The organism is Synechococcus sp. A15-28 (assembly GCF_014280175.1).
In the GTDB taxonomy this organism is placed as follows: Bacteria; Cyanobacteriota; Cyanobacteriia; order PCC-6307; family Cyanobiaceae; genus Parasynechococcus.
Genome location: NZ_CP047931.1, coordinates 61,485 through 84,371, shown reverse-complemented (window position 1 = coordinate 84,371; position 22,887 = coordinate 61,485). Strand labels below are relative to the sequence as shown.

The following is a 22,887-nucleotide window of genomic DNA, read 5'->3' as shown; positions in this document are numbered from 1 at the left end:
TTAAATCAGAGTTCATTACTGTTGACGAATGCTTTTAACGCTATCTGTCTGGTCGACTAAAAGATCACTTAAAAGGCTAATAACTCGCTTATCACGCAATTTTAAATTAGTGGTGATTGACATGCCAGACTTTAAGGGGATTCGAACATCCTTCGATTCGAGATAATTTTTCGTTAATGAAAGCGTAACTGGAAATTTATAATACTCCCTTATATTATCAGGCTCTAAGGCATCTGCTCCAATAGTATCGACTTCTCCATCAATCTCACCGTATCTGGTAAAAGGGAAGGCATCTACACGAACTTTTGCAGACTGACCTGGCTTGATAAAGCCTATGTCTTGATTAGGGACAAATATTTCAGCATAGAATCCTTTCTGAGGCACAATAGAAACTATCCTCTCGCCAGGTTGCATAACAGACCCTTCTGATGCTTTCAAATCAAAAACCACACCAGAAGATGGAGCCTTAACAATTTGGTATTGAAGTTGAAGTTTAATTTCGTTTAATCTTGTGTTCATTTGGTCAATTGATTTCTTAGATCTCAAAGTAATTTGATCGGATTGAAGTTCTATACGAGAAATTTGTTGGTTCATATCAGAGATCTGTCCTTTCAACTCAAAGATCTGGTCTAGTTGTGACAAGTACTGAATTTTTTGATATCCACCCACTTCAACCAAAGTTTTCATTTCGTCAGCAATTAACGTTTTGGTATCTAATTTTTTTACCAAAATATTTTGTTTATTCTGAACAGTGAGCTTTTGGCTATTCAATGTTTTGAGCTGAGAATCCAATTCAAGCTTTTCCAGTTTTATTAGCTTCTCTAGTGTTGCTTTTTCTTTAGCAGCTTTTCTCGTATCGAATTTGACGAGAATAGTTCCGGCTTCCACTATATCACCATTACTAACTAAAACATCTGATATCCGACCTCCCGCAGGAGTCTCTGCCTCAAAAGTTCCACCGATCGACTTAAGTTGGCCTGTAACAGTGACGACCTCGTCAATTCTAAAAATAAGTCCCCCAACAATACTCAAAGTACCGAGGGATATTAAAATTGCTGCCAGGCTTTGAGCCCAAAAGGGTGTTTGCCTAAGGACAAGTGATCTGTTGCGTTCAAACCACTTGTTAGCAAAATCTCCTGCTTTTTGCTTTGCAGTTAATTTTGAAGGTGCTGTTTTTGAATCAGCAAGATTCAAATTCTTTTTTGGACTTAGGTCAGCCAGAACAGTTACCAGATAAATTGATCTAAGTATAGTCTAAAATACTTCAAAGGAAACTCGCCCTTAACAGCTAACTATGTCAAGAGAGATAACTTTATTAACATAAGCGGATGAAGAGATTCGAACTCTCGACCCTCTCCTTGGCAAGGAGATGCTCTACCACTGAGCTACATCCGCAGTAGTCCTCTTCAGGGCTTATTCACTATGCCCCACGAGGGTCCCAATGGTCAATTGCTCAGCCATGCATTAGATGATGCTTTGGTTGATCCACCGCATCGATGCCCTGGACACCCGCCGTCAGCTTTTTGATCCCGGCCCGTAACCGGCCTGAGGAGCTCAAAGCAGCCCTTGCCAGCTGCCTGGCCCAAAGCTGTGACGCTTGGGAAGCGGTGGTGGTGGACGACCACAGCGACAACGCCGACCTATTAGCTCTGGTCGCAGCCTTCGATGACAGCCGCCTGCGCTATTACCGCCTACCAGATGGCGAAAGGGGCGTAAGCGCAGCTCGCAACCAAGCCGTTGCACTAGCTCGAAGTCCTCGCCTACTCACCTTTGACAGCGACGATCTCAACCACCCCCACCGCGCCGCACGCTGCAGGGAGCTGCTGGATCCTGACCACCCCCAGTTGATCTACACCCGGGTGCGCCTGTTCAGTGCGACCCACCCATCAGGCAGTCCTAAACAAGTGCTGCAACCCTTCACTGCAGCCTTACTGGAGATGATCAACTTCATCACCAACCCCGGCACTGCCTTCACGGTAAAAGCCTTCGAGGCGGCAGGTGACGGCTTTCGCCCCAGCCTCAGCTTGGCCGAAGATTATGACCTCTACCTGCGTATGGCCCGGGCAGGCGTGACCATCCGCGCCATCGATGAGGAACACGTGAGCTATCGCAAACACCCCAAAGCAACTACCAATCGTCGCCAGGCCGAATTACATGAAGCGGTGATGACCGTGCGACGGCTCAATGGGGTTAAACCGTTTCCCATCGAAGCAATCCGATCTCACTCGCTACCAGAGCTTGCCCGCAACCTGCTGGACAACCCCGATCAGCGGGCCCTCTGGCAAGACGATCGCTGGAACGACGCATGAGCACCACCAAGCAACCCCGCATCTTTCTGATCGGCTTCAACAAGTGCGGCACCACCTCCTTTCACGACTACTTCACGGCCAACGGCATCGCTTCGGTGCACTGGCGGGCCAACACCCTGGCCCTTGCCCTACACCGCAACCGAGCTGAAGGCCGACCACTGCTAAAAGGCATCGATCTCTGGACCGCCTACACCGATATGAACTGCATCCCCGGCTCCCCCTGGGGGCGCAGCAACAGCGATCACGCCCCGCTGATCGAGGGCTGCCGCTACTTCCGTGAACTTCACCGGGATTACCCAGACGCGCTGTTTATCCTCAACACCCGGGATCCCTTCGATTGGCTGCGCTCCCGCCTGCAACATGACAAGGGCCAATTCGCCGCGGCCTACCGGCGCGCCTTAAAAGACAAAGGCACTTACAGCAAACGCCAACTCAAGCGCCGCTGGCTCAGCGATTGGTACGAGCATCATTCCGAGGTGTTGAGCTACTTCCAAGGCGTAGCAACCAAGCAACTGCTGGTGTTCCACATCCAAGCCACACCAGTGAAGAAATTGAACCGCTTCCTCAGCCCTCACTTTTCAATCACCCAGCGGTGCTTCCCCCACCATCACCAGTCGGCAAAACGCAAAAGCTGAGCCAGCGCCTGACCCTGTTGCAGCTCCTGTTCCAGATAGAGCCAATAGCGATCCACGCGTTCATGGCGGGTCGGCTCCACCCGCGTCGGGAGAGCGCCAGCAGAAAGGTGCACGATCGCCATCCGCTCCCGAACATCCGGCAAGCAATAGGCCATTGGATTGGCAGCGACATCGTGCCAGCGACCCTCGGCTTGACGCTCACGCATCCAGCTGAGCAGGTTGTATTGGCCCGGCAGGTATTGAACCTGGCCGCGCAGCACACCATTCAAACAGCACTGCTCCCTGAAACGGCATAGCGCCCGGTGCTTGAAGTAGTAATCCACCACAGCAGCAGGTGTGATCTTGCAGGCCAAAGCGGAAGCATCGAAGAGCATGACCCCTGCATTGAAATAGTGAAAAGGGGATTCCAAGCCAAGCACCAGAGATCGGTCGGGCATGGGCCGGCCATGGGAACAGGCTGCCAAAGGATGCGACGCATCCAACGGCAGATCCTCCAAGGCCGAAAGCTCGCTCACGCAAAGGGTGTCAGCGTCCACGTAGAGATAGCGCCCAGGATGCTGCTGCAGCGCTTCAATGCAAAAAAAGTAGGGCTGCAGGGCCGGCTCGAGCCCGTGCAAAGCAGCCTCAGTGCCAATCGGTTGCCACACCAATGGAACGCCGAATCCTGCAGCAACCGCCTCGAGCAGCACCAGCCGCTGGTCCTGCGGTGTGACCAACACGACCGACTCAAACCGATGGTGCAATAGGTAAGAGGTAAGTGCAACGGAGCCGAGCGCTTCAAAACCCCGGTCCAGCGCCAGTAACAGATGCATCAGCTCAGGTAGCCCCTGCCATTTTCTGACGCAACTGCTTCACCCGGTCGCGCAGGTTCGCCGCTTCTTCGAAATCGAGCTTCTTCGCTGCCTCCTTCATCTTGGCTTCGAGCTGATCGATCAACTCTGGTAAAGCCTCCAGTGCCAGCCCTGCATCGGGATCGTTCTCCAATGCCTTTGCGGCCTTACCCACCACCTCCACCAGATCGGCATCAGGGCCGTCCTGCTTCAGCTTGCGCGACAGCTCGAGGAAGCTGAGGATCGAGTTGCTGGCCTTCTTGCCCGCTGCCGTCGGCACCACCCCGTGCTTCTCGTTGTAAGTCTGCTGAATTGCACGGCGCCGTTCAGTCTCGGAGATGGCTTTGGCCATCGAGTCGGTCATGTTGTCGGCATAGAGCAGTGCCACGCCCTCCACATGACGAGCAGCCCGGCCGATGGTCTGGATCAGCGAGCGCTCCGCGCGCAGGAACCCTTCCTTATCCGCATCAAGGATCGCCACCAGGCTCACCTCCGGCAGGTCCAGGCCCTCACGCAGCAAGTTCACCCCCACCAGCACGTCGTATTCACCCAGGCGCAGGTCTTGGATGATCTCTATCCGTTCGATCGAGTGGATCTCCGAATGGAGGTAACGGACCCGCACCTCGTTCTCCGCCAAATAGTCGGTGAGGTCCTCCGCCATCCGCTTGGTGAGGGTGGTGACCAGCACCCGCTGCTGCTTGCTGGCCCGATCGCGGATCTCCCCCAGCAGGTCGTCCACCTGGCCAGTGGTAGGCCGCACCTCCACGATCGGATCGAGCACCCCGGTGGGACGGATCACCTGTTCGGCCACCTCGCCGCCGCTCACCTCCATCTCCCAGTTGCCAGGCGTGGCTGAAACGAAAACGGTCTGATGGGCCTTCTCCCAGAACTCTTCTCCCTTGAGCGGTCGGTTGTCTGCTGCACTGGGAAGACGGAAGCCATGCTCGATCAGCACCTTCTTGCGGGCCTGGTCGCCGTTGTACATCGCCTGCAGCTGCGAGCAGGTGACGTGGCTCTCATCCACGATCAGCAACCAGTCGTCCGGGAAGTAATCGATCAGGCACTCCGGTGGTGTGCCCTCCTCACGACCCGCCAGATGGCGGGCGTAGTTCTCCACTCCGTTGCAGTAGCCCACCTGGCCCAGCATTTCCAGGTCGTACTTGGTGCGCTGCTCCAGCCGCTGGGCTTCCAGCAGCTTGCCTTCGCCATTGAGAAAGTCGAGCCGATCCCGCAGCTCCTGGCGGATGGCACCAATGGCGGAATCCAGACGGTCCTTCGGCGTCACGAAGTGCTTGGCCGGATAGATGTTCACCGCCTCCAAGCTCTGGAGGATCTCGCCGGTGGTGGGATCGACATAGCGGATCGCCTCCACCTCATCACCGAACAGCTCGATCCGAACCAACCGGTCTTCATAGGCCGGGCCAATCTCCAACACATCTCCCTTCATCCGAAAACGGCCGCGGGCGATTTCCGTGTCATTGCGGCTGTACTGGTTGTTCACCAACTCCCGCAGCTGGCTGCGGATGTTGAGGGTCTCCCCCACCTCAAACTTCACCGCCGCCTTGAGGTACTCACTGGGAATACCCAGGCCGTAGATGCAACTGATCGAGGCCACCACGATCACGTCGCGCCGTTCAAACAACGACCGCGTCGCAGAGTGGCGCAACATGTCGATCTCCTCGTTGATCGACGCCGTCTTGGCGATATATGTGTCGCTGACCGGAACGTAGGCCTCCGGTTGGTAGTAGTCGTAATAGGAAATGAAGTATTCAACGGCGTTCTCCGGAAAGAACTCCCGCAGCTCGTTGCAGAGCTGGGCCGCCAGAGTTTTGTTATGAGCCAGCACCAACGCCGGCCGGCCCGTCTGGGCGATGACGTTGGCCATCGTGAAGGTCTTGCCCGTGCCCGTCGCCCCCAGCAGCGTCTGATAACGCTCGCCGCTGTTCACCCCCTGCACCAGCTGCTTGATCGCCGTCGGCTGGTCGCCCTTGGGTGAATACGGAGCCGTGAGGTCGTAGGCGGGCATGGGTGCGGGGCCAGACAGCGGCCGTCAATTATCGCCGGGGAGCAAGATGAAGTGCTGCGGCCTCCAACCCGTGACCCCGATCCGGCTGGTTCACCACGCCCCCGGTGCCCCCGGCCTGCGTTGGCTGGGCCTCGGGCCGGATCTGCACCCCAGCCGGGCCCTACTCAAGCTGCAACGGCTGTTCGATCGCCATGCCTTCTGGGCGCGCGGCCGCAGCTTCGGACAGCTGCGGCGGTTGCTGGCCGGCAGCGATGCCGTGGTGAGCCTCTGGCGCGGCAAGCGGCTGGTGGGGTTCGGCCGTGCCACCTCCGATGGCTTCAGCCGAGCCGTGCTCTGGGACATCGTCGTGGCCGGTGATCTGCAGGGCCATGGCCTCGGCCGCCGCGTAATCGATGAACTGCTCCATGCCCCGCCGGTGGTTGGCGTGGAACGGGTGTATCTGATGACCACCAACAGTGCCAGTTTTTACCGCCAACTGGGCTTCCAGGACGCCTCGCCCCAGCAGCTGATGGTGCTGCGCCGCTGACGCCGTCCTCCCCCGGACAAGCTCGGTACGATCCGGTTTCGAGTGTGTTTCCGATGCCGCGGTCCACTTCCCAACCCCAGGACAACGCACTGCAGGGAAATCTGTTCGGTACATCAGAACCAACCGCAGCGGCGTCAGCCAGCCGCGAGCCTGCCGAAACAAGCCACGATCTCAGCGACGACGAACTCGGCGCTGATGCCGCCGCCCGGCCCCGGACGCGGCAGACCACATCAAGCGAGGGCAGCAGCGAAGCCCTGTCTGCAAACGATTCAGAACCCAGCAGCGACGAACCAGCCTGGGCCCACCACAGCCAGGTGGATCTGCAGCAACTCACCCCGATGCTGCGCCATTACGTGGAGCTCAAAACAGCCCACCCCGAACGGGTGCTGCTCTACCGGCTCGGTGATTTCTTCGAGTGCTTCTTCGAAGACGCGATCGAACTCTCCCGAGTGCTGGAGCTCACCCTCACAGGTAAGGAGGGCGGCAAAGCAATCGGACGGGTGCCGATGGCGGGCGTCCCCCACCATGCCGCTGAGCGCTACTGCACCGAACTGATCAAGCAGGGCTACAGCGTGGCCCTTTGCGATCAACTCGAAACCACCCCCACCAAGGGTGCCCTGCTCAAGCGGGACATTACTCGGGTGCTGACCCCCGGCACCGTGCTGGAGGAGGGCATGCTCAGCGCCCGCCGCAACAACTGGCTGGCGGCGGTGGTGGTGGAGCCAGCCCAGGGAAAACAACCACTGCGCTGGGGCCTGGCCAGTGCCGATGTGAGCACCGGCGAAGTGCAGGTGATGCAACGGCAGGAAAGCAGCGCCCTGCATCAACAACTGGCGCAGCAGGAGGCCTCCGAACTGCTGTGGATCCCAGGTGATGACGACGCCATCCGCCCGGCTTGGTGCCCCGAACGACTGCGGCTCACCCCCATGGCCCGCACACCCTTCAGCCCAGCGGAAGCGCAGCGCACCCTTCAAGAGCACTACGGTCTCGTCAGCCTTGAAGGCCTGGGCCTACCGGAGCATCCTCTGGCCCTGCAGGCCCTCGGCGGGCTGCTGCATTACCTCCAGGACACCCAACCGTTGGAAGCGGAGAGCAGCATTCCCCTCGAGGTGCCAGCCATCCTGCACCCCGGGGATGCCCTGGTGCTCGATGCCCAGACCCGCCGCAACCTGGAACTCACAGCCACCCAGCGCGACAACCGCTTGCAGGGGTCCCTGCTCTGGGCCCTCGATCGCACCCTGACTGCCATGGGTGGTCGCTGCCTGCGCCGCTGGCTGGAAGCTCCCCTGATGGACCGCAGCACCATCCAACAACGCCAGGATCTGGTGAGCACTTTGGTGAGCCAGCGCCAGTTGCGGCTCGCGATCCGTCAGCTGCTGCGGCCGATGGGTGATCTCGAACGGCTGGCCGGCCGAGCCGGCGCAGGCCATGCCGGTGCCCGTGATCTGGTGGCCATCGCCGATGGCCTGGAGCGATTGCCCCAACTCACCGCTCGGCTGGAATCTGTGATCAGCACAGGGGCAGAGTGGTTGCAGCAATTGCTCAGCCCCGATCCAGCCCTGGCGGAGCTGGCCCGAACGATTCGCCACAAGCTGGTGGAGGCCCCACCGCTTTCCCTCTCCGAGGGCGACCTGATCCATGACGGCGTCGACCCCCTGCTGGATGGACTGCGTAACCAGCTGGACGATCAGGACGCCTGGCTCAGCCATCAGGAGCAGCAGGAGCGTCAGCACAGCGGCATCAGCACCCTGAAGCTGCAACACCACCGCACCTTTGGTTACTTCCTGGCCGTGAGCAAGGCCAAAGCCACCGCCGTGCCGGACCACTGGATCCGCCGCCAGACCCTGGCCAATGAGGAACGGTTCATTACCCCTGATCTCAAGGAACGGGAAGGGCGAATCTTTCAACTGCGGGCCCGCGCCTGCCAGCGGGAATACGAGCTCTTCTGCCAGCTGCGCGAGCAGGTGGGCACCCACGCAGCACCGATCCGGCAGGCCGCCCGTGCCATCGCTGCATTGGATGCCCTCACCGGCCTGGCCGATGTGGCCGCCATCGGCGGTTACTGCGCCCCCGCCATCAGCGACAGCCGGGTCCTGCAACTCAAGGCCAGCCGCCATCCGGTGGTGGAGCAACGGCTTGCGGACACCGCCTTCACCCCCAACGACGTCCATCTCGGAGAGGGCACTGATCTGGTGGTGCTCACCGGACCCAACGCCAGTGGTAAGAGTTGCTATTTGCGTCAGATCGGCCTGATTCAGTTGATGGCGCAAATCGGTAGCTGGGTGCCGGCCCGATCCGCCACTGTCGGCATCACCGATCGGATCTTCACCCGGGTGGGGGCTGTTGATGATCTGGCCGCCGGCCAATCCACCTTCATGGTGGAAATGGCGGAGACCGCCAACATCCTGCACCACGCCAGCGATCGGTCCCTGGTGCTGCTCGATGAAATCGGGCGGGGAACAGCCACCTTCGATGGCCTCTCCATCGCCTGGGCCGTCAGCGAGCACCTGGCGGGTGATCTGGGCAGCCGCACCGTGTTCGCCACCCATTATCACGAGCTCAACAACCTGGCCTCGGAACGCACCAACGTTGCCAACTTCCAGGTGCTGGTGGAGGAAACCGGCGAGGATCTGGTGTTCCTGCACCAGGTGCAGGCCGGAGGAGCCAGCCGCAGCTACGGCATCGAAGCGGCACGGCTGGCCGGCGTTCCCAAACCCGTGGTGCAACGGGCCCGTCAGGTGCTCGATCAGTTGGCGGCGTGAAGCCTCAAGCCGACGGCAAGGCCCGCATCAGGCTGCCCATCTCCAGGGCTTCCAGCCCGTAGCTCCACCCCAGGTTGCTCTTGATGCCCGCCCGCTCTAGCGCCTGCTGCATCGTATCGGTGGTCAACACGCCGAAGATCACCGGCACGGACGTGTCGCGCGCCACCGCAGCAACGCCCTTGCTGGCCTCCGCCACAACCACATCGAAATGGGGCGTGTCGCCGCGGATCACCGCGCCCAGGGTGATCAGTACCTGGTACTGGCCTGAGCGAGCCATCTGCTGAGCCACGATCGGGAGTTCGAACGACCCCGGCACCCAGGCCACATCCAGCTGGGAGCTGGTCTCCGACACATCCACGCCGTGGCGCTTGAGGCAGTCGAGACAGCCGCTCAGCAGCTTGGCGGTGACCAGATCATTGAAACGGGCCACGACGATGCCGACGCGCAATCCGGCTGCGTCAGAGAAACGTCCTTCAAATGTGGCCATTGGGAAGGTGCCGACTGAATCTCAGCCATCGTGGCACCTGTCAGGTTCTATCTGAGACAGAGCTCAGACGACGAAGAAGCTCACACCCCAGTTCAGCAGCACCAGCGCCACCCACACAGCACTGCCCAGCAGGATCAAACGGTTGGAGCGGCCGCTGTCCTCACTGGAGGCATACAGCACCGGCACCGCAACGATCAAAGCGAAGGACGCCACCACCAGGGCCAAAACGGTCAGCGTGTTGATGAACTGCATGGAACTGGAATTCAGGGCTTGATTTTCACATGTGGACAGATGGCTTTGGGGCGTTGCGAGCCACTCTTCACACCATGAAGGCGTTCAGCCCCGGCACCCCCAGCACAATGGCGCCAATCGGCCACACCAGCGGAATGGCAGCCCCCCTCCCTGAGTTTCTCGGTCTCGGCACCCAAAAGGGCGGCACCACCACACTGCATCGCTTGCTGGAACAGCACCCCGACGTTTATCTACCGGCCTGCAAGGAAGTTCATTTCTTTGATCAGAACCACGACGCAGGAGAAGGCTGGTACCGAGGCCATTTCACGAACGCTGAACCCCACCAGACGTGCGGAGAGATCACACCCTTCTACCTATTCCACCCCGATGTGCCGGGTCGCATCCACAACCTCCTCCCCAAGGCCCGTTTGGTGGTGCTACTGAGGGACCCGGTGGAACGCACCATCTCCCAGCTGTTTCACGCCCGCAAACGAGGCTTTGAAACCTTGGAGCCGTTCGATGCGTTAGCTGCGGAAGCGGAACGCCTGCAGAGCTGCGATCCCGTCAGCCTGCAGAAACACAGCTACCTCAGCCGCAGCCGATACCTCGAACAGCTGGACCGCTACGAGGCCCTGTTCCCTCGAGAGCAGCTGCTGATCCTGCGCAGTGAAGACCTGTTCTCCACCCCGGAGCTCGTCTGGCAGCAGCTGCTAAGTTTTCTCGCACTTCAACCCATCGATTGGCCTGGGACGTTGCTCCGCGCCAATGCCGGTGACGGGCTGGGTGACCAAATCGACCCAGCCCTACGCCACCAACTCAGGCAACAGTTGGCAGAAACCGTTGCCGGCGTCCGGAGCCGCTACGGCATCGAATGGGAGTGGAGCTGAGGCAAAGCCTCAGACGCGAGCCTCGACAGCGCTGCCAAGGGCATCCCGCAGGCCACGCACCACCGCCACCATCGCCAGCTCATCGTTGAGGCGGTTCACGGCTGATCCCACACCAACGCCAGCGGCACCGGCGGCGATCGCCATCGGCACGGTGACCGCCGACAGACCGGAGGCGCAGAGCACCGGAGCCTCCGACACACGGCTGATGCTGTGGGCCGCCGCCAAGGTGGGGGCCGCTTTCTCGATCAGGCCGAGGCTGCCGGCACTGAAGGGCTTGGCGCTGGTGCCGCCTTCGGTCTGGATCAGGTCAGCACCGGCGGCCACCAGATCGATCGCCAGCTGTTCCTGCTGGTCCATCGGCAGCACGTGGGGCACGGTGACGCTCAGCACCACCTCCGGCAGCAGCTCGCGGGTGCGGCGGGTGAGGGCCAGCACCTCCTCAGCACCGAAGATGCGGCCCTGGGGATAAAAGGCATCGAAGTTGCCGATCTCCACCATCACCGCACCGGCAGCCACGGCGGCGGAGAACTGTTCCGGCTCCACCGAGGACACACACACCGGCACACCGCCAGAGGCCTCGATCGCCATACGCACCAGCTCAGCGTCGCAGGCCACATCGATCAGATCCGCCCCGCCATGACCGGCGGCCCGGGCCACGCGTTCCACGCTGGCGGCATCGAAATTCATCAGGCCAGCGATCACCTTGAGGGTGGAGCGCTGCTCAAGGCTGCGCTGCAAATCGGTGGGCAGCTGCTGAAGACGGGACATGGGGACTGGACAGCGATCCCTTAATTCTCACACCGTGGGGGAACAACGCCCACTCGCTTTGGCCTGGAGCCCCTGGCACGACCGCCTGCACCGGCGGCTGCTGCAGCAACCCCAGCTGCTGCCCCAGGGCCGACCGCTGCTGCTGGCGGTGTCCGGCGGCCAGGACTCGATGGCCCTGCTGGTGCTGCTGCAGGAGCTGCAGCGACTGCACCACTGGCCGCTGAGGGTCTGGCATGGCGACCACGGCTGGCATCCGGGTTCAGGGGTGATCGCGGCTGAACTGCGGAGCTGGTGCCAACAGCGGGACTTACCCGTTCAGGTTGACCAAGCACCGGCGGGCGACGTTTCCAGCGAAGCCAGTGCCCGCCAATGGCGCTACTCCCAGCTGCAGCACCATGCCGCGCAGCTGGGGGCCGATGTGGTGACGGGGCACACCGCCAGCGACCGTGCGGAAACGCTGCTGCTGCAGCTGGCCCGCGGCACGGACCTGGCCGGCCTCGGCGCCCTGCGCCCGGTGCGGCCCCTGATCAACGACATCCCTGAGGTTGTGCAACTGCGGAGGCCCCTGCTGTGCTTCAGCCGGACCGACACCGCCGCAGTGTGCAGGGATCTGGCCATCCCGATCTGGGAGGACCCCAGCAACCAATCAGCGGCCTTTGCCCGCAACCGCATCCGCGCCGAGGTGCTGCCGGTGCTGGAGCAACTGCATCCGGGCTGCAGTCAACGGATGGCCGAACTGGCGGAACGGACGTCCCAGCTGCGGGACACTCAGCAAGAGCTCAGCCTGCTGGCGCTTGAGCCGCTGCGCACCAGCACTGGTCTGGATCGGCGCCGGCTGGGAGCCTTGCAACCCACCACCCGCCGTCAGTTGATCGCGGTGTGGCTGCAACACCAAGGGGTTCCTGGACTCAACGCCGCCCTGCTGGAGGAGCTGAGTGAACGACTGGCCGTGGGGGCCGCCGGAAGCGGCTGCGACCTCCCCGGCGGCTGGCGGCTGCAATGGCAGGGGGACTGCCTCAGCCTGCGGCCGCCCGCAACAGGGCATTGACCGCCGCGGCCACCAGGCCCGCACCGCCGCGGCTGCCCTCCAGACAGATCTGGTCCAGACCGCTCTTGGCCAGATGGCGCTTGCTCTCAGCCACCCCGACAAACCCCACCGGCATCCCGATCACCAGGCTGGGGGCTGGCGCACCAGCGGCCACCTGCTCCAGCAGCACCTCCAGGGCCGTGGGGGCACTGCCGATCAACACCAAGGGAGCGGGCGGGCGGGCCGTCAGCTCCCGCCAGGCCCGTTCCATCCCCGCTGCTGTGCGCGTCGACCCCAGCGGCGCTTGATCCGGGGCCCACTCGAGCACCGTGCGCACGGATGACCCAAGGGTCCGCTGGGCCATCGGCGCCACCGCCGCCGCGGCCATGGCCGTGTCCGTCAGGATAGATGCTCCTTGCTGCAGGGCCGTCAGGCCTGCGTCGCAGGCGCCGGGACTGAACCGCAGCAAGGCCGCCAGCGCAAGGTCGCCGCTGCTGTGCACCAGGCGCTCCAGCACCTGCTGTTGCAGTGGCTCAAGATCCGTCGGCCCAAGGGCCTCACGGATCCGCCGGATGCTTTCGGAGAAGATCGGGTGGTCCTGGGCCATCGCCGCCATCATCGACCCATGCCGATCCATCTGATCTGGGGTGATGACGCCGCCGCGCGGGATCGGGCCGTCAACGGGTTGATCGAGACGGTGGTGGACCCCAGCTGGGCAAGCCTCAACCTCAGCCGCCTTGATGGCGCTGAAGTCGGTCAGGCGGCCCAGGCCCTCGATGAGGCCCGCACACCACCCTTCGCCGCCGGGGAGCGGTTGGTGCTGCTGCAGCGCAGTCCCTTCTGCAACGGCTGCCCCACCGAGCTGGCGGATCGCTTTGAAGCCGCGCTCACGTTGATCCCCGACAGCAGCCATCTGGTGCTGGTGAATGCCTCCAAGCCCGACGGTCGCCTGCGCACCACCAAGGCCCTGCAGAAACGGATCAAAGCCGGCCTGGACCAGGAACAGAGCTTTCCGTTGCCAGCGGTATGGGACGGCGCCGGCCAGCGTCAGCTGGTACAGCGCACCGGCGAAGCCCTGGGCCTCCGCCTGGAACCGGGCGCCATCGATGCCCTGGTGGACGCCATTGGCACCGACAGCGCCCGGCTGGAATCGGAACTGCGCAAGCTGTCGCTGCGGTCGTCAACCATCAGCGCCGAACTGGTGGCCGATCTGGTGGGGGGGCTGGCCACCAACGCCCTGCACGTGGGCGATGCCCTGCTGGAGGGCAACCCCGGCGACGCCATCGCCCGCTGGGATGCCCTGATCGACGCCGGTGAGCCTGCCCTGCGCATCATGGCCACCCTCACCGGGCAGATCCGCGGTTGGCTCTGGGTGAGCCTGATGGAGCAGCAGGGGGAGCGGGATGTGGCGGTGATCGCCAAGGCCGCCGGCATCGGCAACCCCAAACGGATCTATGTGATGCGCAAACAGCTGCAGGGCCGGCCACCCCAGCGCTTCCTCTCCCTACTGGGACGACTTTTAGAAGTGGAAGCGCGGCTGAAACGGGGGGCCCAGCCCGGTGATGCCTTCCGTGATGGCCTGCTGGGGTAAGCCCAAGGCCTTCGGGTGAGAAAATCCAGCGTTGCTGAAGCGCGGCCCATGGCCCTCCTGGTGCAGAAGTTCGGCGGCACCTCCGTCGGCAGTGTCGAACGCATCCAGGCGGTGGCCCAGCGGATCAGCCGCAGCCGTGAGGATGGTCATGACGTGGTGGTGGTGGTCTCGGCCATGGGCCACACCACCGATGAACTCACCGGACTGGCTGCCGCCATCACCAACACCCCTCCACAGCGAGAGATGGACATGCTCCTGGCCAGCGGTGAGCAAGTGTCCATTGCCCTGCTGGCCATGGCCCTGAACCAACTTGGGATTGCGGCCGTCTCGATGACGGGCCCCCAGGTGGGCATCGTCACCGAATCAACCCATGGACGGGCCCGCATCCTCGAAATCCGCACCGACCGCGTCCGCGGCCATCTGGCTGAGGGCCGGGTGGTGGTGGTGGCCGGCTTCCAGGGCACCAGCAGTGGTGTGGGCGGTGTGGCCGAAATCACCACCCTCGGTCGCGGCGGCTCGGACACCTCCGCCGTGGCTCTGGCGGCCGCGTTGAACGCCGATGCCTGTGAGATCTACACCGATGTGCCTGGGGTGCTGAGCACCGACCCACGCAAGGTGGCCGATGCGCAAGTGATGGATGAAATCAGCTGCGATGAAATGCTCGAGCTGGCCAGCCTCGGTGCCTCGGTGCTGCATCCACGGGCGGTGGAAATCGCTCGCAACTACGGCGTGCTCATGGTGGTGCGCTCCAGCTGGAGCGAGGCCCCCGGCACCCGTCTCACCAGCCGCCGCGGCCGCAGCCTGAACCGGGCCGGGCTGGAGCTGGGCAGCCCGGTGGACGGCGTGGAGCAAATGGAACACCAGGCGGTGATCGCGCTGTCGCACATCCCGGATCAGCCCGGCATTGCCGCCCGCCTGTTCGAAACCCTCTCGGGTGCGGGCATCAACGTGGATCTGATCATTCAGTCCACCCACGAGGGCAGCAGCAACGACATCACCTTCACCGCGGCGGAGGCGGATCTGGACGCCGCCCGTCGCGTCAGTCAGACCGTGCTGGACAGCCTGGGTGGCGAACTGGCCGCCGAGGGCGGCATGACCAAGCTGAGCATCAGTGGTGCCGGGATCATGGGGCGTCCGGGCATCGCCGCCGGCCTGTTCCACTGCCTGTCGCAGCAGGGCATCAACCTGCGCCTGATCGCCACCAGCGAAGTGAAGGTGAGCTGTGTGATCGATGCCGATTCCGGCCGCAAGGCCCTGCAGGCGGTGCAGGAGGCCTTTGATGTGGACGATGCCCAGGTGGAGCTCAACCCCGATCTGTGCTGCAGCGACGAACCGGAAGTGCGCGGTGTTGCCCTCGATCGCGACCAGGCCCAACTGTCCGTGCGCCACGTCCCGGACCGCCCCGGCACCGCAGCGGCCCTCTGTTCAGCCCTGGCTGAACGTGGCATCAGCCTGGATGCCATCGTCCAGTCCGAGCGTCAGCACGGGGACGGTTCGCGGGACATCAGTTTCATTCTGCGCAAGGAGGACCGCAGCCGCGCTGATGTGGCCCTAGCCCCACTGCTGGCCCAGTGGCCCGGCGCGGCCCTGGAGGAAGGGGAGGCCATCGCCCGGGTGAGCGCCGTCGGCGCCGGCATGCCAGCCACGCCAGGGACGGCAGGTCGGATGTTCCGTGCCCTGGCCGATGCCGGCATCAACATCGCCCTGATCGCCACCAGCGAGATCCGCACCAGTTGCGTGGTGACCGAGAAGGACGGTGTGGCAGCCCTGCAGGCCGTGCACACCGGCTTCGGCCTGGGGGGTCAGGAGCAGCACACCGCCCAGGGCAGCGCCTCACCCCTCGACAGCTGACAGGCGATACAAGTGGGAGAACGGCTCCCAACGCGTGGACGGCGATTTCCAGCAGCAGTATCAGGACGCCGAACGGGCCTACAGCGAGGGCGACTACACCGAAGCCCAGCGCCTGGCCAGCAATCTGCTGGACCAACTGGTGGACCAACCCCAGGATTTGGACGCCCAGGCCGCCGTGCTCGGCTGGCGCGCCTTTGTGGCGCTGTTGCTCGGCCACATCGAGCTCTATGGCCACGACAATCCCAGTCAAGCGGCTGGTTATTACGAACAGGTGCTGGCCAGCCAACCGCAGGACACCCTGGCGGAACTGGCACAGCAGGGGCTTGAACGCAGCCGTCAAAGCAACACGGCACCAGCCCAACCGATCCGATCTCGGCAACCACTGCCGGAGATGCTGCGGGATCCGTTTCTGACGGATCAACAGGCCGGGTCCAAAGCGACAGCCATGCCCTGGCTGGAGCCGACCAATCCCGAACCCTCGCCCGCGCCGACAGAGATTCCCATCCTCGACGCGGAACTGCTGCCGGAACCAAACCTGGAACCCACCGCTGAACCCGACAACGACGAGGCTGAACCCGACTTCGCTGAGGAGGATCCCCGAGAGGTACTCGCCGGCAGTCTGCTGCGGGTCAAGATCAATCTCGGCGAGGTCAAAGCGGGGACGGTCAACAGCGACCCTCCCCGTTCGTCATGGATTCAACAGCTGCTGGCCCTGATCGGGCGGGGCTGATCAGGCCGCCGCAGAGCGGCGACGGCGGGTACGACCGGCCGGCATCTCCGGCTCCGGCTCCGGCTTGGATGCGACAGCTTTCTGGGCGTCGGGCTTCTCCACCACAGCCGTTGCCGCTGCCGGTGCTGGTGCCGGAGCGGTATTGGTGCGCACGGGGGCGGGTGTATTGCGCCCTTGACCATTGTTGCTGCGACCGGGTCCGCCGCCACCACGGCGACCACGGGGAGCCGGACGATCGTCGGGTTCGGCATCGGCGCGACCCTTGTAAACAGGTGTGCCACCGGGAGCGGGCTGCACCAGGCAGAGGATCAACGGCTCCACCTGCAGCTCACGTCGCATACGACGGCCGAGGCCCACTTCCACCTCACGCTGCACACCCATCCAATCCACCTCCGGCGCCTTGCCTCCGGTGTGGCGACAGAGCTGCTTCCATTTGTTCTCCAGCACCCAGGTGATCTCGCGCTCGGTCCAGAGCGACATCTTGCGGGCATCGGCGGTGGTCACCACCCCGCGCAGGTTCACCCTTGGCGGCGCCACCATCGCGCCATCGGTGCTGATGGCCGACAGGATCGTCACCACACCGTCTTCCGCCAGCTGCTGACGCTCCTTGAGCACACGAGCATCAACAATGCCATTGCGGGATTGATCCAGCAGCTCGATGCCGGCCTTCACCGGATCCCCCTTACGAATCGAATCCGGCGTCAGCTCCACCACATCACCGTTGTCGATGATCAGGGTGTTGTTCTCCGGCACACCCATGGCGTGACCGGTCTTGGAGTGCTGCACCAGCATGCGGTGCTCACCGTGCACCGGCACAAAGAACTTGGGCTTGGTGAGGGCCAGCATCAGCTTTTGGTCCTCCTGGAAGCCATGGCCGGAGACGTGAATGCCTTCGCCTTTGCCATAGACCACCTTGGCGCCCAACATCATCAACTTGTCGATGGTGTTGACCACGGAAATGGTGTTCCCGGGGATCGGGCTGGCCGAGAAGATGATCGTGTCGGTGGTCTTCACCCGCACCTGAGGATGCTCGCCGCGGGAGATCCGACTCAACGCCGCTAGGGGCTCTCCCTGGCTGCCGGTCATCAGCAGCAGGGTTTCACGATCGGGAACATCGTTAATCTGCTTGATCGGCACGAACAGTTCGTCCGGCGCACGCATGTAACCCAGCTCGCGGGCCTTGGCGATCACATTGAGCATCGAGCGGCCCAGCAGGCCTACCTTGCGGCCGTTCTTCAGGGCCAGTTCCAGGATCATCGACACCCGATGGATCGAGCTGGCGAAGGTGGTGATGATCACCCGGCCCTCGGCAGACGCCATGTGGCGATCGAGATTGGGGAACACCGAACGCTCAGGGGGGCAGAAGCCAGGCACTTCAGCGTTGGTGGAGTCACTGAACAGACACAGCACACCCTCTTCACCGTGGTGGGCCAGCCGGGCCATGTCGAAATGCTCGCCGTCGACCGGGGTGTGATCGAACTTGAAATCACCGGTGAAAATGATTGTTCCCACCGGAGTCTTGATGGCCAGCGAGTAGCTGTCCGCCATCGAGTGGGTGTTGCGGATGAACTCCACCGAGAAGTGCTGACCCACCTTCACCACGTCGCGAGGACTGACGGTCTGGAGCGTGGTGCGGTCGCTGACGCCGGCCTCGTCCATCTTTCCGGTGAGCATCGACAGGGCCAGACGGGGCCCGTAGATCACCGGGATGTTGAAGTGCTTGAGGTGGTGGGAGATGCCACCGATGTGATCTTCATGACCGTGGGTCACGATCATGCCGCGGATGCGTTTTTGGTTCTCCCGCAGAAAACTGGTGTCCGGCAGGACCACATTCACGCCGTGCATGCCATCGCTTGGAAACGCCAGACCGGCATCCACCAGCATCAGATCGTCGCCGTACTCGAACACACAGGTGTTCTTACCGATTTCATGCAATCCCCCCAGGGGAATCACCCGGAGACAAGGCTCCTGTTCCTTGGCGGATCGTGCGTTGTTAGCCATGAAGAAAAATTGTTGAAAAGCTGTTTGCGTAAGCCGTTAAGCCGGACCGTCAGGTCTGACGAAGGGCAGCCATGGTTTGAGCAAGGGTTGATGTCATTTCGTCTGACAAAGGGGTGAGAGGTAGTCGTGGAGCGCCGACGGGCCAGCCGTTGAGTTGAAGCGCGGCTTTGACCGGAATCGGATTGGTGGTGGCGAACAGAGCCTTGAACAAGGGCTGCATCTGCTCGTGTAGGGCGAGGGCAACGGCAGCGTCGCCCTGCAGGTAGGCATCAATCATGGCGCGGATCTGGAGGCCAACCACATGACTGGCCACACTCACCACGCCCACGGCACCGACGGACATCATCGGCAGGGTGAGGCCGTCATCACCGCTGTAGATGGCCAGCTTCGAGCCGCAGGCCATGCGCAGGGCCGTCACCTCCTCGGTGGTGCCGCTGGCGGCCTTGAAACTGACGATGTTGGGGCAGTCCATCAGCTGCGCCACCGTTTCCGGTGCCATGCTGCAGCCCGTACGGCCTGGGATGTTGTAGAGCATCAACGGCAGCTCAGGAGCGGCCTCGGCGATGGCGCGGAAATGAGCGGCCAGGCCGTCCTGAGGCGGCTTGTTGTAGTACGGCACCACCACCAAAGCGCCATCGGCACCGGCGGCGGCCGCTTCTCGGGTGGCCTCCACCGCCTCAGCGGTGCAGTTGCTGCCGGTGCCGGCCAGCACCTGGGCATCAGCACCCACCGCCTCGCGCACGGCCTGCAGCAACTGCAGCTGCTCCTGCCAGCTCAGGGTGGGGGATTCACCAGTGGTGCCGCTCACCACCAGGCCATCGGAACCCTGGTCCACCAGATGACGGGCGAGCCGTCCGGCCAGGGGGAGATCCACCGCCCCGGATGCATCAAACGGGGTGACCATCGCCGTGACCACACGGCCGAACGGGGTGGGGGAAAGCGCGGCGGGAGAGGTCATGACGGCAGCAGCAGTTCAGCGATCTGAACGGCATTGAGGGCCGCCCCTTTGCGGATCTGATCACCGCAGAGCCACAGCTCCAGAGCGTTCGGATCGCTGATGTCCTGACGGATGCGACCGATCGCGACGGGGTCGCGTCCCGTGACATCGGTGGGCATGGGAAAGCGGTTGGTGGCGGGATCCTCGATCAACTCAACCCCAGGAGCTGCGCGGAGCAGAGCACGGGCCTCATCAACAGGGAACGGCTGCTCGAATTCAATGTTGACGGCCTCGGAATGGGCCCGCAGCACCGGCACCCGCACACAGGTGGCGGTGAAGCGCAGGTCCGGCAGACCCATGATCTTGCGGGTCTCGTTCACCATCTTCATCTCCTCCTCGCAGTAGCTGTTCTCCTGCAGAGGAGAGTTGTGGAGGAAGAGATTGAAGGCCAGGGAGTAAGGCAGCACCTCACCCTTGGGGATGCCGCCATCAAGCACGGTCTGAGAAAGGGTTTTGAGCTCTTCCATCGCCCGGGCACCAGCCCCGCTGGCGGACTGATAGGTGCTCACCACCACCCGGCGCATGGCGCGTTTGGCTGCAAGAGGAGCCAAAGCAAGCGTGAGCAGAATCGTGGTGCAGTTGGGGTTAGCGATCACCCCGTTGTGGGCGAAGGCTGCGTCGGGATTGACCTCCGGCACCACGAGGGGAACACCCTTCTCCATGCGGAAAGCACTGGAGTTGTCCACCATCACTGCACCTGCGGCGGTGATGGCATCACGCCACTGCCGAGAGACGGAACCACCGGCGGAGGCCAGCACCAGATCCACCCCGTTGAACGCTGCAGCGCTCACCTCTTCAAGAGTGATGGTTCGGCCATTCCACTGCTGAGTGGTCCCGGCGGAGCGCGCCGAGGACAGCAGCTTCAATTCAGCAACCGGAAAGTTGCGTTCTTGCAACAGAAGCAGTAACTCCTGACCGACGGCGCCACTGGCACCAAGAACAGCAACGTTGAGGGGACGGGCTGGAAAGGACGAGGACAAGCGGGGGGTGAACGGGACAGCAGGCTGTCGGCTCAACTGGACTGTGCGTCACCCGTGGAGAACGTGACGTTCACATCGGAACCGTGATGACACCCTACCGGGGAGGGTGAATCGCCAACCGTTTCTTAAACTGTTTGGCTGGCCTGTTGTTTTTGAATTCCGCCATGAGCGCTGCCGCCTTGAAGGTGACCACTGAAAGCCGCCCCGGCAGCCGTCTGGCGGTGACCGTGACGGTCCCGGCTGAGCGCACCAAGGCCAGCTACGAGGAGGCGATCACCAGCCTCAGCCGCAGCATCAACCTGCCGGGATTCCGCAAGGGCAAGGTGCCGCGGACGGTGGTGATTCAGCAGCTCGGTGCTGTGCGAATCAAGGCATCAGCCCTTGAAACCATGGTGGATGGGGCCTGGAGGGATGCCATTCAGCAGGAATCCCTGGAACCGATCAGCCAGCCGGAACTGAGCGGGGGCTTCGAAGGGCTGCTGGACGCCTTCACCCCTGGCGAAAGCGTCACCATCACCCTCGAGGCGGACGTTGCCCCCACACCAAAGCTGAAGAGCACAAAGGGGCTGAAGGCCAGCTTTGAACCGGTGTCCTACGACCCCGCCAAGGTGGACGAGATGCTGGAGGACTCCCGCAAACAGCTGGCCACGGTGGTGCCCGTGGAGGGTCGCGCTGCAGAACAAGGCGACATCGCGTTGCTCGGATTCAAGGGCACCTACAGCGATGACGGCTCGGAGATCGAAGGCGGCAGTGCCGACTCGATGGATGTGGACCTGGAGCATGGCCGCATGATCCCCGGCTTCATCGAAGGGGTGATCGGAATGAAGGCGGGCGAGAGCAAAACCGTCGACTGCCAGTTCCCGGATGACTATCCCAAGGAAGACGCCCGCGGCCGAAAGGCGGCTTTCGAGATCGACCTGAAGGACCTCAAAACCCGTGAGCTGCCGGAGCTGGATGACGCCTTCGCCAAGCAGGCCAGCGAGCAGGAGACCCTTGCCGATCTGCGCAAGGACCTCGAGCAACGGCTGAAGGATGACGCTGAACGGCGCCAGACCAGCAACCGCCGCGATGCCCTGCTGGGAGCGTTGGTGGAGCAATTGGAGGTGGAACTGCCGGAGGCCTTGATCCAGCAGGAGAGCCGCAACCTTCTCGAGCAGACCGCTGCTCAGTTCGCCCAACAGGGCATGGATGTGAAATCACTGTTCACGCCAGACCTGGTTCGCAACCTGATGCAGAACTCACGGCCCGAAGCCGAGGAGCGTCTGCGCCGCAGCTTTGCCCTCACCGCTCTGGCGGAAGCCGAGGAGATCTCCGTCGAGGACGACGCCGTGGACGCCAAGATCGAGGAGGTGAAAAAGGACCTGGCTGCAGACGCCAAGATCGACCCTCAACGCCTGCGTCAGGCGGTGATGGATGACCTGATGCAGGACGAGCTGATGAACTGGCTGGAGGCCAACAGCAGCCTCACCGAAGAAGCCGAGTCCAAGACGGACGTCAAGGAATGAACAGGGCCCATAGATTGATCCCACGCAACAGGACAGCAAGCGCGTGATCGACGCCCGCAGCCACCACCCGATACAGAACCGCTGGCGGGCTGAGATGCCCATCTCCTCCCCTGGCCCCTTGCCGACCGTGGTCGAACAGTCCGGCCGTGGCGACCGCGCCTTCGACATCTACTCACGGCTGCTCCGGGAACGCATCATCTTTCTCGGCACCGGTGTGGATGACGCCGTGGCCGATGCCCTGGTGGCCCAGATGCTGTTCCTTGAAGCCGAGGACCCGGAAAAGGACATCCAGATCTACATCAACTCACCGGGAGGCTCGGTGACCGCCGGCCTGGCCATCTACGACACGATGCAGCAGGTGGCCCCCGACGTGGTCACCATTTGCTACGGCTTGGCCGCGAGCATGGGCGCCTTCCTGCTGTCCGGTGGCTGCAAGGGCAAGCGACTGGCCCTGCCGAATGCCCGGATCATGATCCACCAACCCCTCGGCGGAGCCCAGGGACAGGCAGTGGACATCGAGATCCAGGCCAAGGAAATTCTCTTCCTCAAGGAAACCCTCAACGGCTTGATGGCCGACCACACCGGTCAGCCACTCGACAAGATCGCTGAAGACACAGACCGCGACTACTTCCTTTCCCCGGCAGAAGCGGTTCAATACGGCCTGATCGATCGGGTGGTGGACAGCTCCGGGGACAAAGGAATCGTTACGGAGGGCTGACAAGCCGTCCTCCCGTCCCGATCCTG

Annotated in this window: 21 protein-coding genes and 1 tRNA gene; 11 read left to right on the top strand and 11 right to left on the bottom strand. The window is 62.5% G+C overall.

Annotated elements, in window-relative coordinates:
- Nucleotides 1-15: 15 nt before the first annotated feature.
- Both SynA1528_RS00435 and SynA1528_RS00430 read right to left on the bottom strand, forming a co-directional pair.
- Nucleotides 16-1,194 carry a beta-barrel domain-containing protein gene (locus SynA1528_RS00435; RefSeq protein WP_186587198.1) on the bottom strand — a complete coding sequence of 393 codons (1,179 nt, stop codon included), beginning with the start codon at nucleotides 1,192-1,194 and terminating at the stop codon, nucleotides 16-18.
- A gap of 129 nt (nucleotides 1,195-1,323) precedes the next feature.
- Nucleotides 1,324-1,395: transfer RNA gene (locus tag SynA1528_RS00430), tRNA-Gly, on the bottom strand.
- A gap of 101 nt (nucleotides 1,396-1,496) precedes the next feature.
- Here SynA1528_RS00430 and SynA1528_RS00425 point away from each other — a divergent pair.
- Together SynA1528_RS00425 and SynA1528_RS00420 are read left to right on the top strand one after the other, a co-directional pair.
- Nucleotides 1,497-2,309: a glycosyltransferase family 2 protein gene (locus SynA1528_RS00425; RefSeq protein WP_186587197.1), complete on the top strand. Its 813-nt coding sequence runs from the start codon at nucleotides 1,497-1,499 to the stop codon at nucleotides 2,307-2,309.
- Nucleotides 2,306-2,944, top strand: a complete 639-nt coding sequence (locus tag SynA1528_RS00420) for a sulfotransferase (RefSeq protein WP_186587196.1) — start codon at nucleotides 2,306-2,308, stop codon at nucleotides 2,942-2,944. The genes SynA1528_RS00425 and SynA1528_RS00420 overlap by 4 nt, the downstream gene beginning before the upstream one ends.
- Here SynA1528_RS00420 and SynA1528_RS00415 read toward each other — a convergent pair.
- Together SynA1528_RS00415 and uvrB are read right to left on the bottom strand one after the other, a co-directional pair.
- Nucleotides 2,917-3,756 carry a glycosyltransferase family 8 protein gene (locus tag SynA1528_RS00415; RefSeq protein ID WP_186587195.1) on the bottom strand — a complete coding sequence of 280 codons (840 nt, stop codon included), beginning with the start codon at nucleotides 3,754-3,756 and terminating at the stop codon, nucleotides 2,917-2,919. The two genes, SynA1528_RS00420 and SynA1528_RS00415, sit on opposite strands and share 28 nt — an antisense overlap.
- Before the next feature lie 4 nt (nucleotides 3,757-3,760).
- Nucleotides 3,761-5,800, bottom strand: a complete 2,040-nt coding sequence (uvrB, locus tag SynA1528_RS00410) for an excinuclease ABC subunit UvrB (RefSeq protein WP_186587194.1) — start codon at nucleotides 5,798-5,800, stop codon at nucleotides 3,761-3,763.
- 70 nt (nucleotides 5,801-5,870) lie between these two features.
- Between uvrB and SynA1528_RS00405 the strand changes: the two genes are divergently transcribed.
- Both SynA1528_RS00405 and mutS read left to right on the top strand, forming a co-directional pair.
- On the top strand, nucleotides 5,871-6,326 hold the full coding sequence (locus SynA1528_RS00405; protein ID WP_186587193.1) for a GNAT family N-acetyltransferase: 456 nt from the start codon (nucleotides 5,871-5,873) through the stop codon (nucleotides 6,324-6,326).
- A 53-nt stretch (nucleotides 6,327-6,379) separates the two neighbouring features.
- Nucleotides 6,380-9,088 (top strand): DNA mismatch repair protein MutS, encoded by a 2,709-nt coding sequence (gene mutS / locus SynA1528_RS00400; RefSeq protein WP_186587192.1) that lies wholly within the window; start codon nucleotides 6,380-6,382, stop codon nucleotides 9,086-9,088.
- Nucleotides 9,089-9,092: 4 nt separating this feature from the next.
- Here the strand turns inward: mutS and ribH are convergent, their stop codons facing one another.
- Both ribH and psbZ read right to left on the bottom strand, forming a co-directional pair.
- Entirely contained in the window at nucleotides 9,093-9,575 is a 483-nt protein-coding gene (gene ribH / locus SynA1528_RS00395) for a 6,7-dimethyl-8-ribityllumazine synthase (RefSeq protein WP_115009674.1), read from the bottom strand.
- Between the two features lie 63 nt (nucleotides 9,576-9,638).
- Nucleotides 9,639-9,827, bottom strand: coding sequence for a photosystem II reaction center protein PsbZ (gene psbZ, locus SynA1528_RS00390; RefSeq protein WP_006850156.1), 189 nt, complete (start codon nucleotides 9,825-9,827; stop codon nucleotides 9,639-9,641).
- Between the two features lie 74 nt (nucleotides 9,828-9,901).
- Here psbZ and SynA1528_RS00385 point away from each other — a divergent pair, with 74 nt between their 5' ends.
- Nucleotides 9,902-10,693 (top strand): sulfotransferase family protein, encoded by a 792-nt coding sequence (locus SynA1528_RS00385; protein WP_186587191.1) that lies wholly within the window; start codon nucleotides 9,902-9,904, stop codon nucleotides 10,691-10,693.
- A gap of 9 nt (nucleotides 10,694-10,702) precedes the next feature.
- On the opposite strand, the gene SynA1528_RS00380 is transcribed toward SynA1528_RS00385, so the two are convergent.
- Nucleotides 10,703-11,461, bottom strand: a complete 759-nt coding sequence (locus tag SynA1528_RS00380; protein WP_186587190.1) for a DUF561 domain-containing protein — start codon at nucleotides 11,459-11,461, stop codon at nucleotides 10,703-10,705.
- Between SynA1528_RS00380 and tilS the strand changes: the two genes are divergently transcribed.
- Nucleotides 11,460-12,509: a tRNA lysidine(34) synthetase TilS gene (gene tilS / locus SynA1528_RS00375; RefSeq protein ID WP_186587189.1), complete on the top strand. Its 1,050-nt coding sequence runs from the start codon at nucleotides 11,460-11,462 to the stop codon at nucleotides 12,507-12,509. The genes SynA1528_RS00380 and tilS overlap by 2 nt on opposite strands.
- Here the strand turns inward: tilS and SynA1528_RS00370 are convergent.
- Nucleotides 12,478-13,104 (bottom strand): precorrin-8X methylmutase, encoded by a 627-nt coding sequence (locus SynA1528_RS00370; RefSeq protein WP_186588205.1) that lies wholly within the window; start codon nucleotides 13,102-13,104, stop codon nucleotides 12,478-12,480. The genes tilS and SynA1528_RS00370 overlap by 32 nt on opposite strands.
- A gap of 9 nt (nucleotides 13,105-13,113) precedes the next feature.
- Here SynA1528_RS00370 and holA point away from each other — a divergent pair, with 9 nt between their 5' ends.
- From holA to SynA1528_RS00355, 3 genes are read left to right on the top strand one after another with little or no spacing between them, the layout of a single operon-like run.
- A complete protein-coding gene (gene holA, locus SynA1528_RS00365) occupies nucleotides 13,114-14,079 on the top strand; it encodes a DNA polymerase III subunit delta (RefSeq protein WP_186587188.1) in 966 nt (321 codons plus the stop codon).
- Between the two features lie 48 nt (nucleotides 14,080-14,127).
- Entirely contained in the window at nucleotides 14,128-15,930 is a 1,803-nt protein-coding gene (locus SynA1528_RS00360; RefSeq protein ID WP_186587187.1) for an aspartate kinase, read from the top strand.
- Nucleotides 15,931-15,964: 34 nt separating this feature from the next.
- A complete protein-coding gene (locus SynA1528_RS00355) occupies nucleotides 15,965-16,660 on the top strand; it encodes a hypothetical protein (RefSeq protein WP_186587186.1) in 696 nt (231 codons plus the stop codon).
- Here the strand turns inward: SynA1528_RS00355 and SynA1528_RS00350 are convergent, their stop codons facing one another.
- From SynA1528_RS00350 to SynA1528_RS00340, 3 genes are read right to left on the bottom strand one after another with little or no spacing between them, the layout of a single operon-like run.
- On the bottom strand, nucleotides 16,661-18,661 hold the full coding sequence (locus SynA1528_RS00350; protein WP_186587185.1) for a ribonuclease J: 2,001 nt from the start codon (nucleotides 18,659-18,661) through the stop codon (nucleotides 16,661-16,663).
- Between the two features lie 49 nt (nucleotides 18,662-18,710).
- Nucleotides 18,711-19,619 carry a 4-hydroxy-tetrahydrodipicolinate synthase gene (gene dapA / locus SynA1528_RS00345; protein WP_186587184.1) on the bottom strand — a complete coding sequence of 303 codons (909 nt, stop codon included), beginning with the start codon at nucleotides 19,617-19,619 and terminating at the stop codon, nucleotides 18,711-18,713.
- Nucleotides 19,616-20,638 (bottom strand): aspartate-semialdehyde dehydrogenase, encoded by a 1,023-nt coding sequence (locus tag SynA1528_RS00340; protein WP_186587183.1) that lies wholly within the window; start codon nucleotides 20,636-20,638, stop codon nucleotides 19,616-19,618. Before SynA1528_RS00340 ends, dapA begins: the two co-directional genes overlap by 4 nt.
- 164 nt (nucleotides 20,639-20,802) lie before the next feature.
- Here SynA1528_RS00340 and tig point away from each other — a divergent pair, with 164 nt between their 5' ends.
- On the top strand, nucleotides 20,803-22,143 hold the full coding sequence (tig, locus tag SynA1528_RS00335) for a trigger factor (protein ID WP_186587182.1): 1,341 nt from the start codon (nucleotides 20,803-20,805) through the stop codon (nucleotides 22,141-22,143).
- Between the two features lie 43 nt (nucleotides 22,144-22,186).
- On the top strand, nucleotides 22,187-22,861 hold the full coding sequence (gene clpP / locus SynA1528_RS00330) for an ATP-dependent Clp endopeptidase proteolytic subunit ClpP (protein WP_186587181.1): 675 nt from the start codon (nucleotides 22,187-22,189) through the stop codon (nucleotides 22,859-22,861).
- The last annotated feature ends 26 nt before the right edge of the window (nucleotides 22,862-22,887 follow it).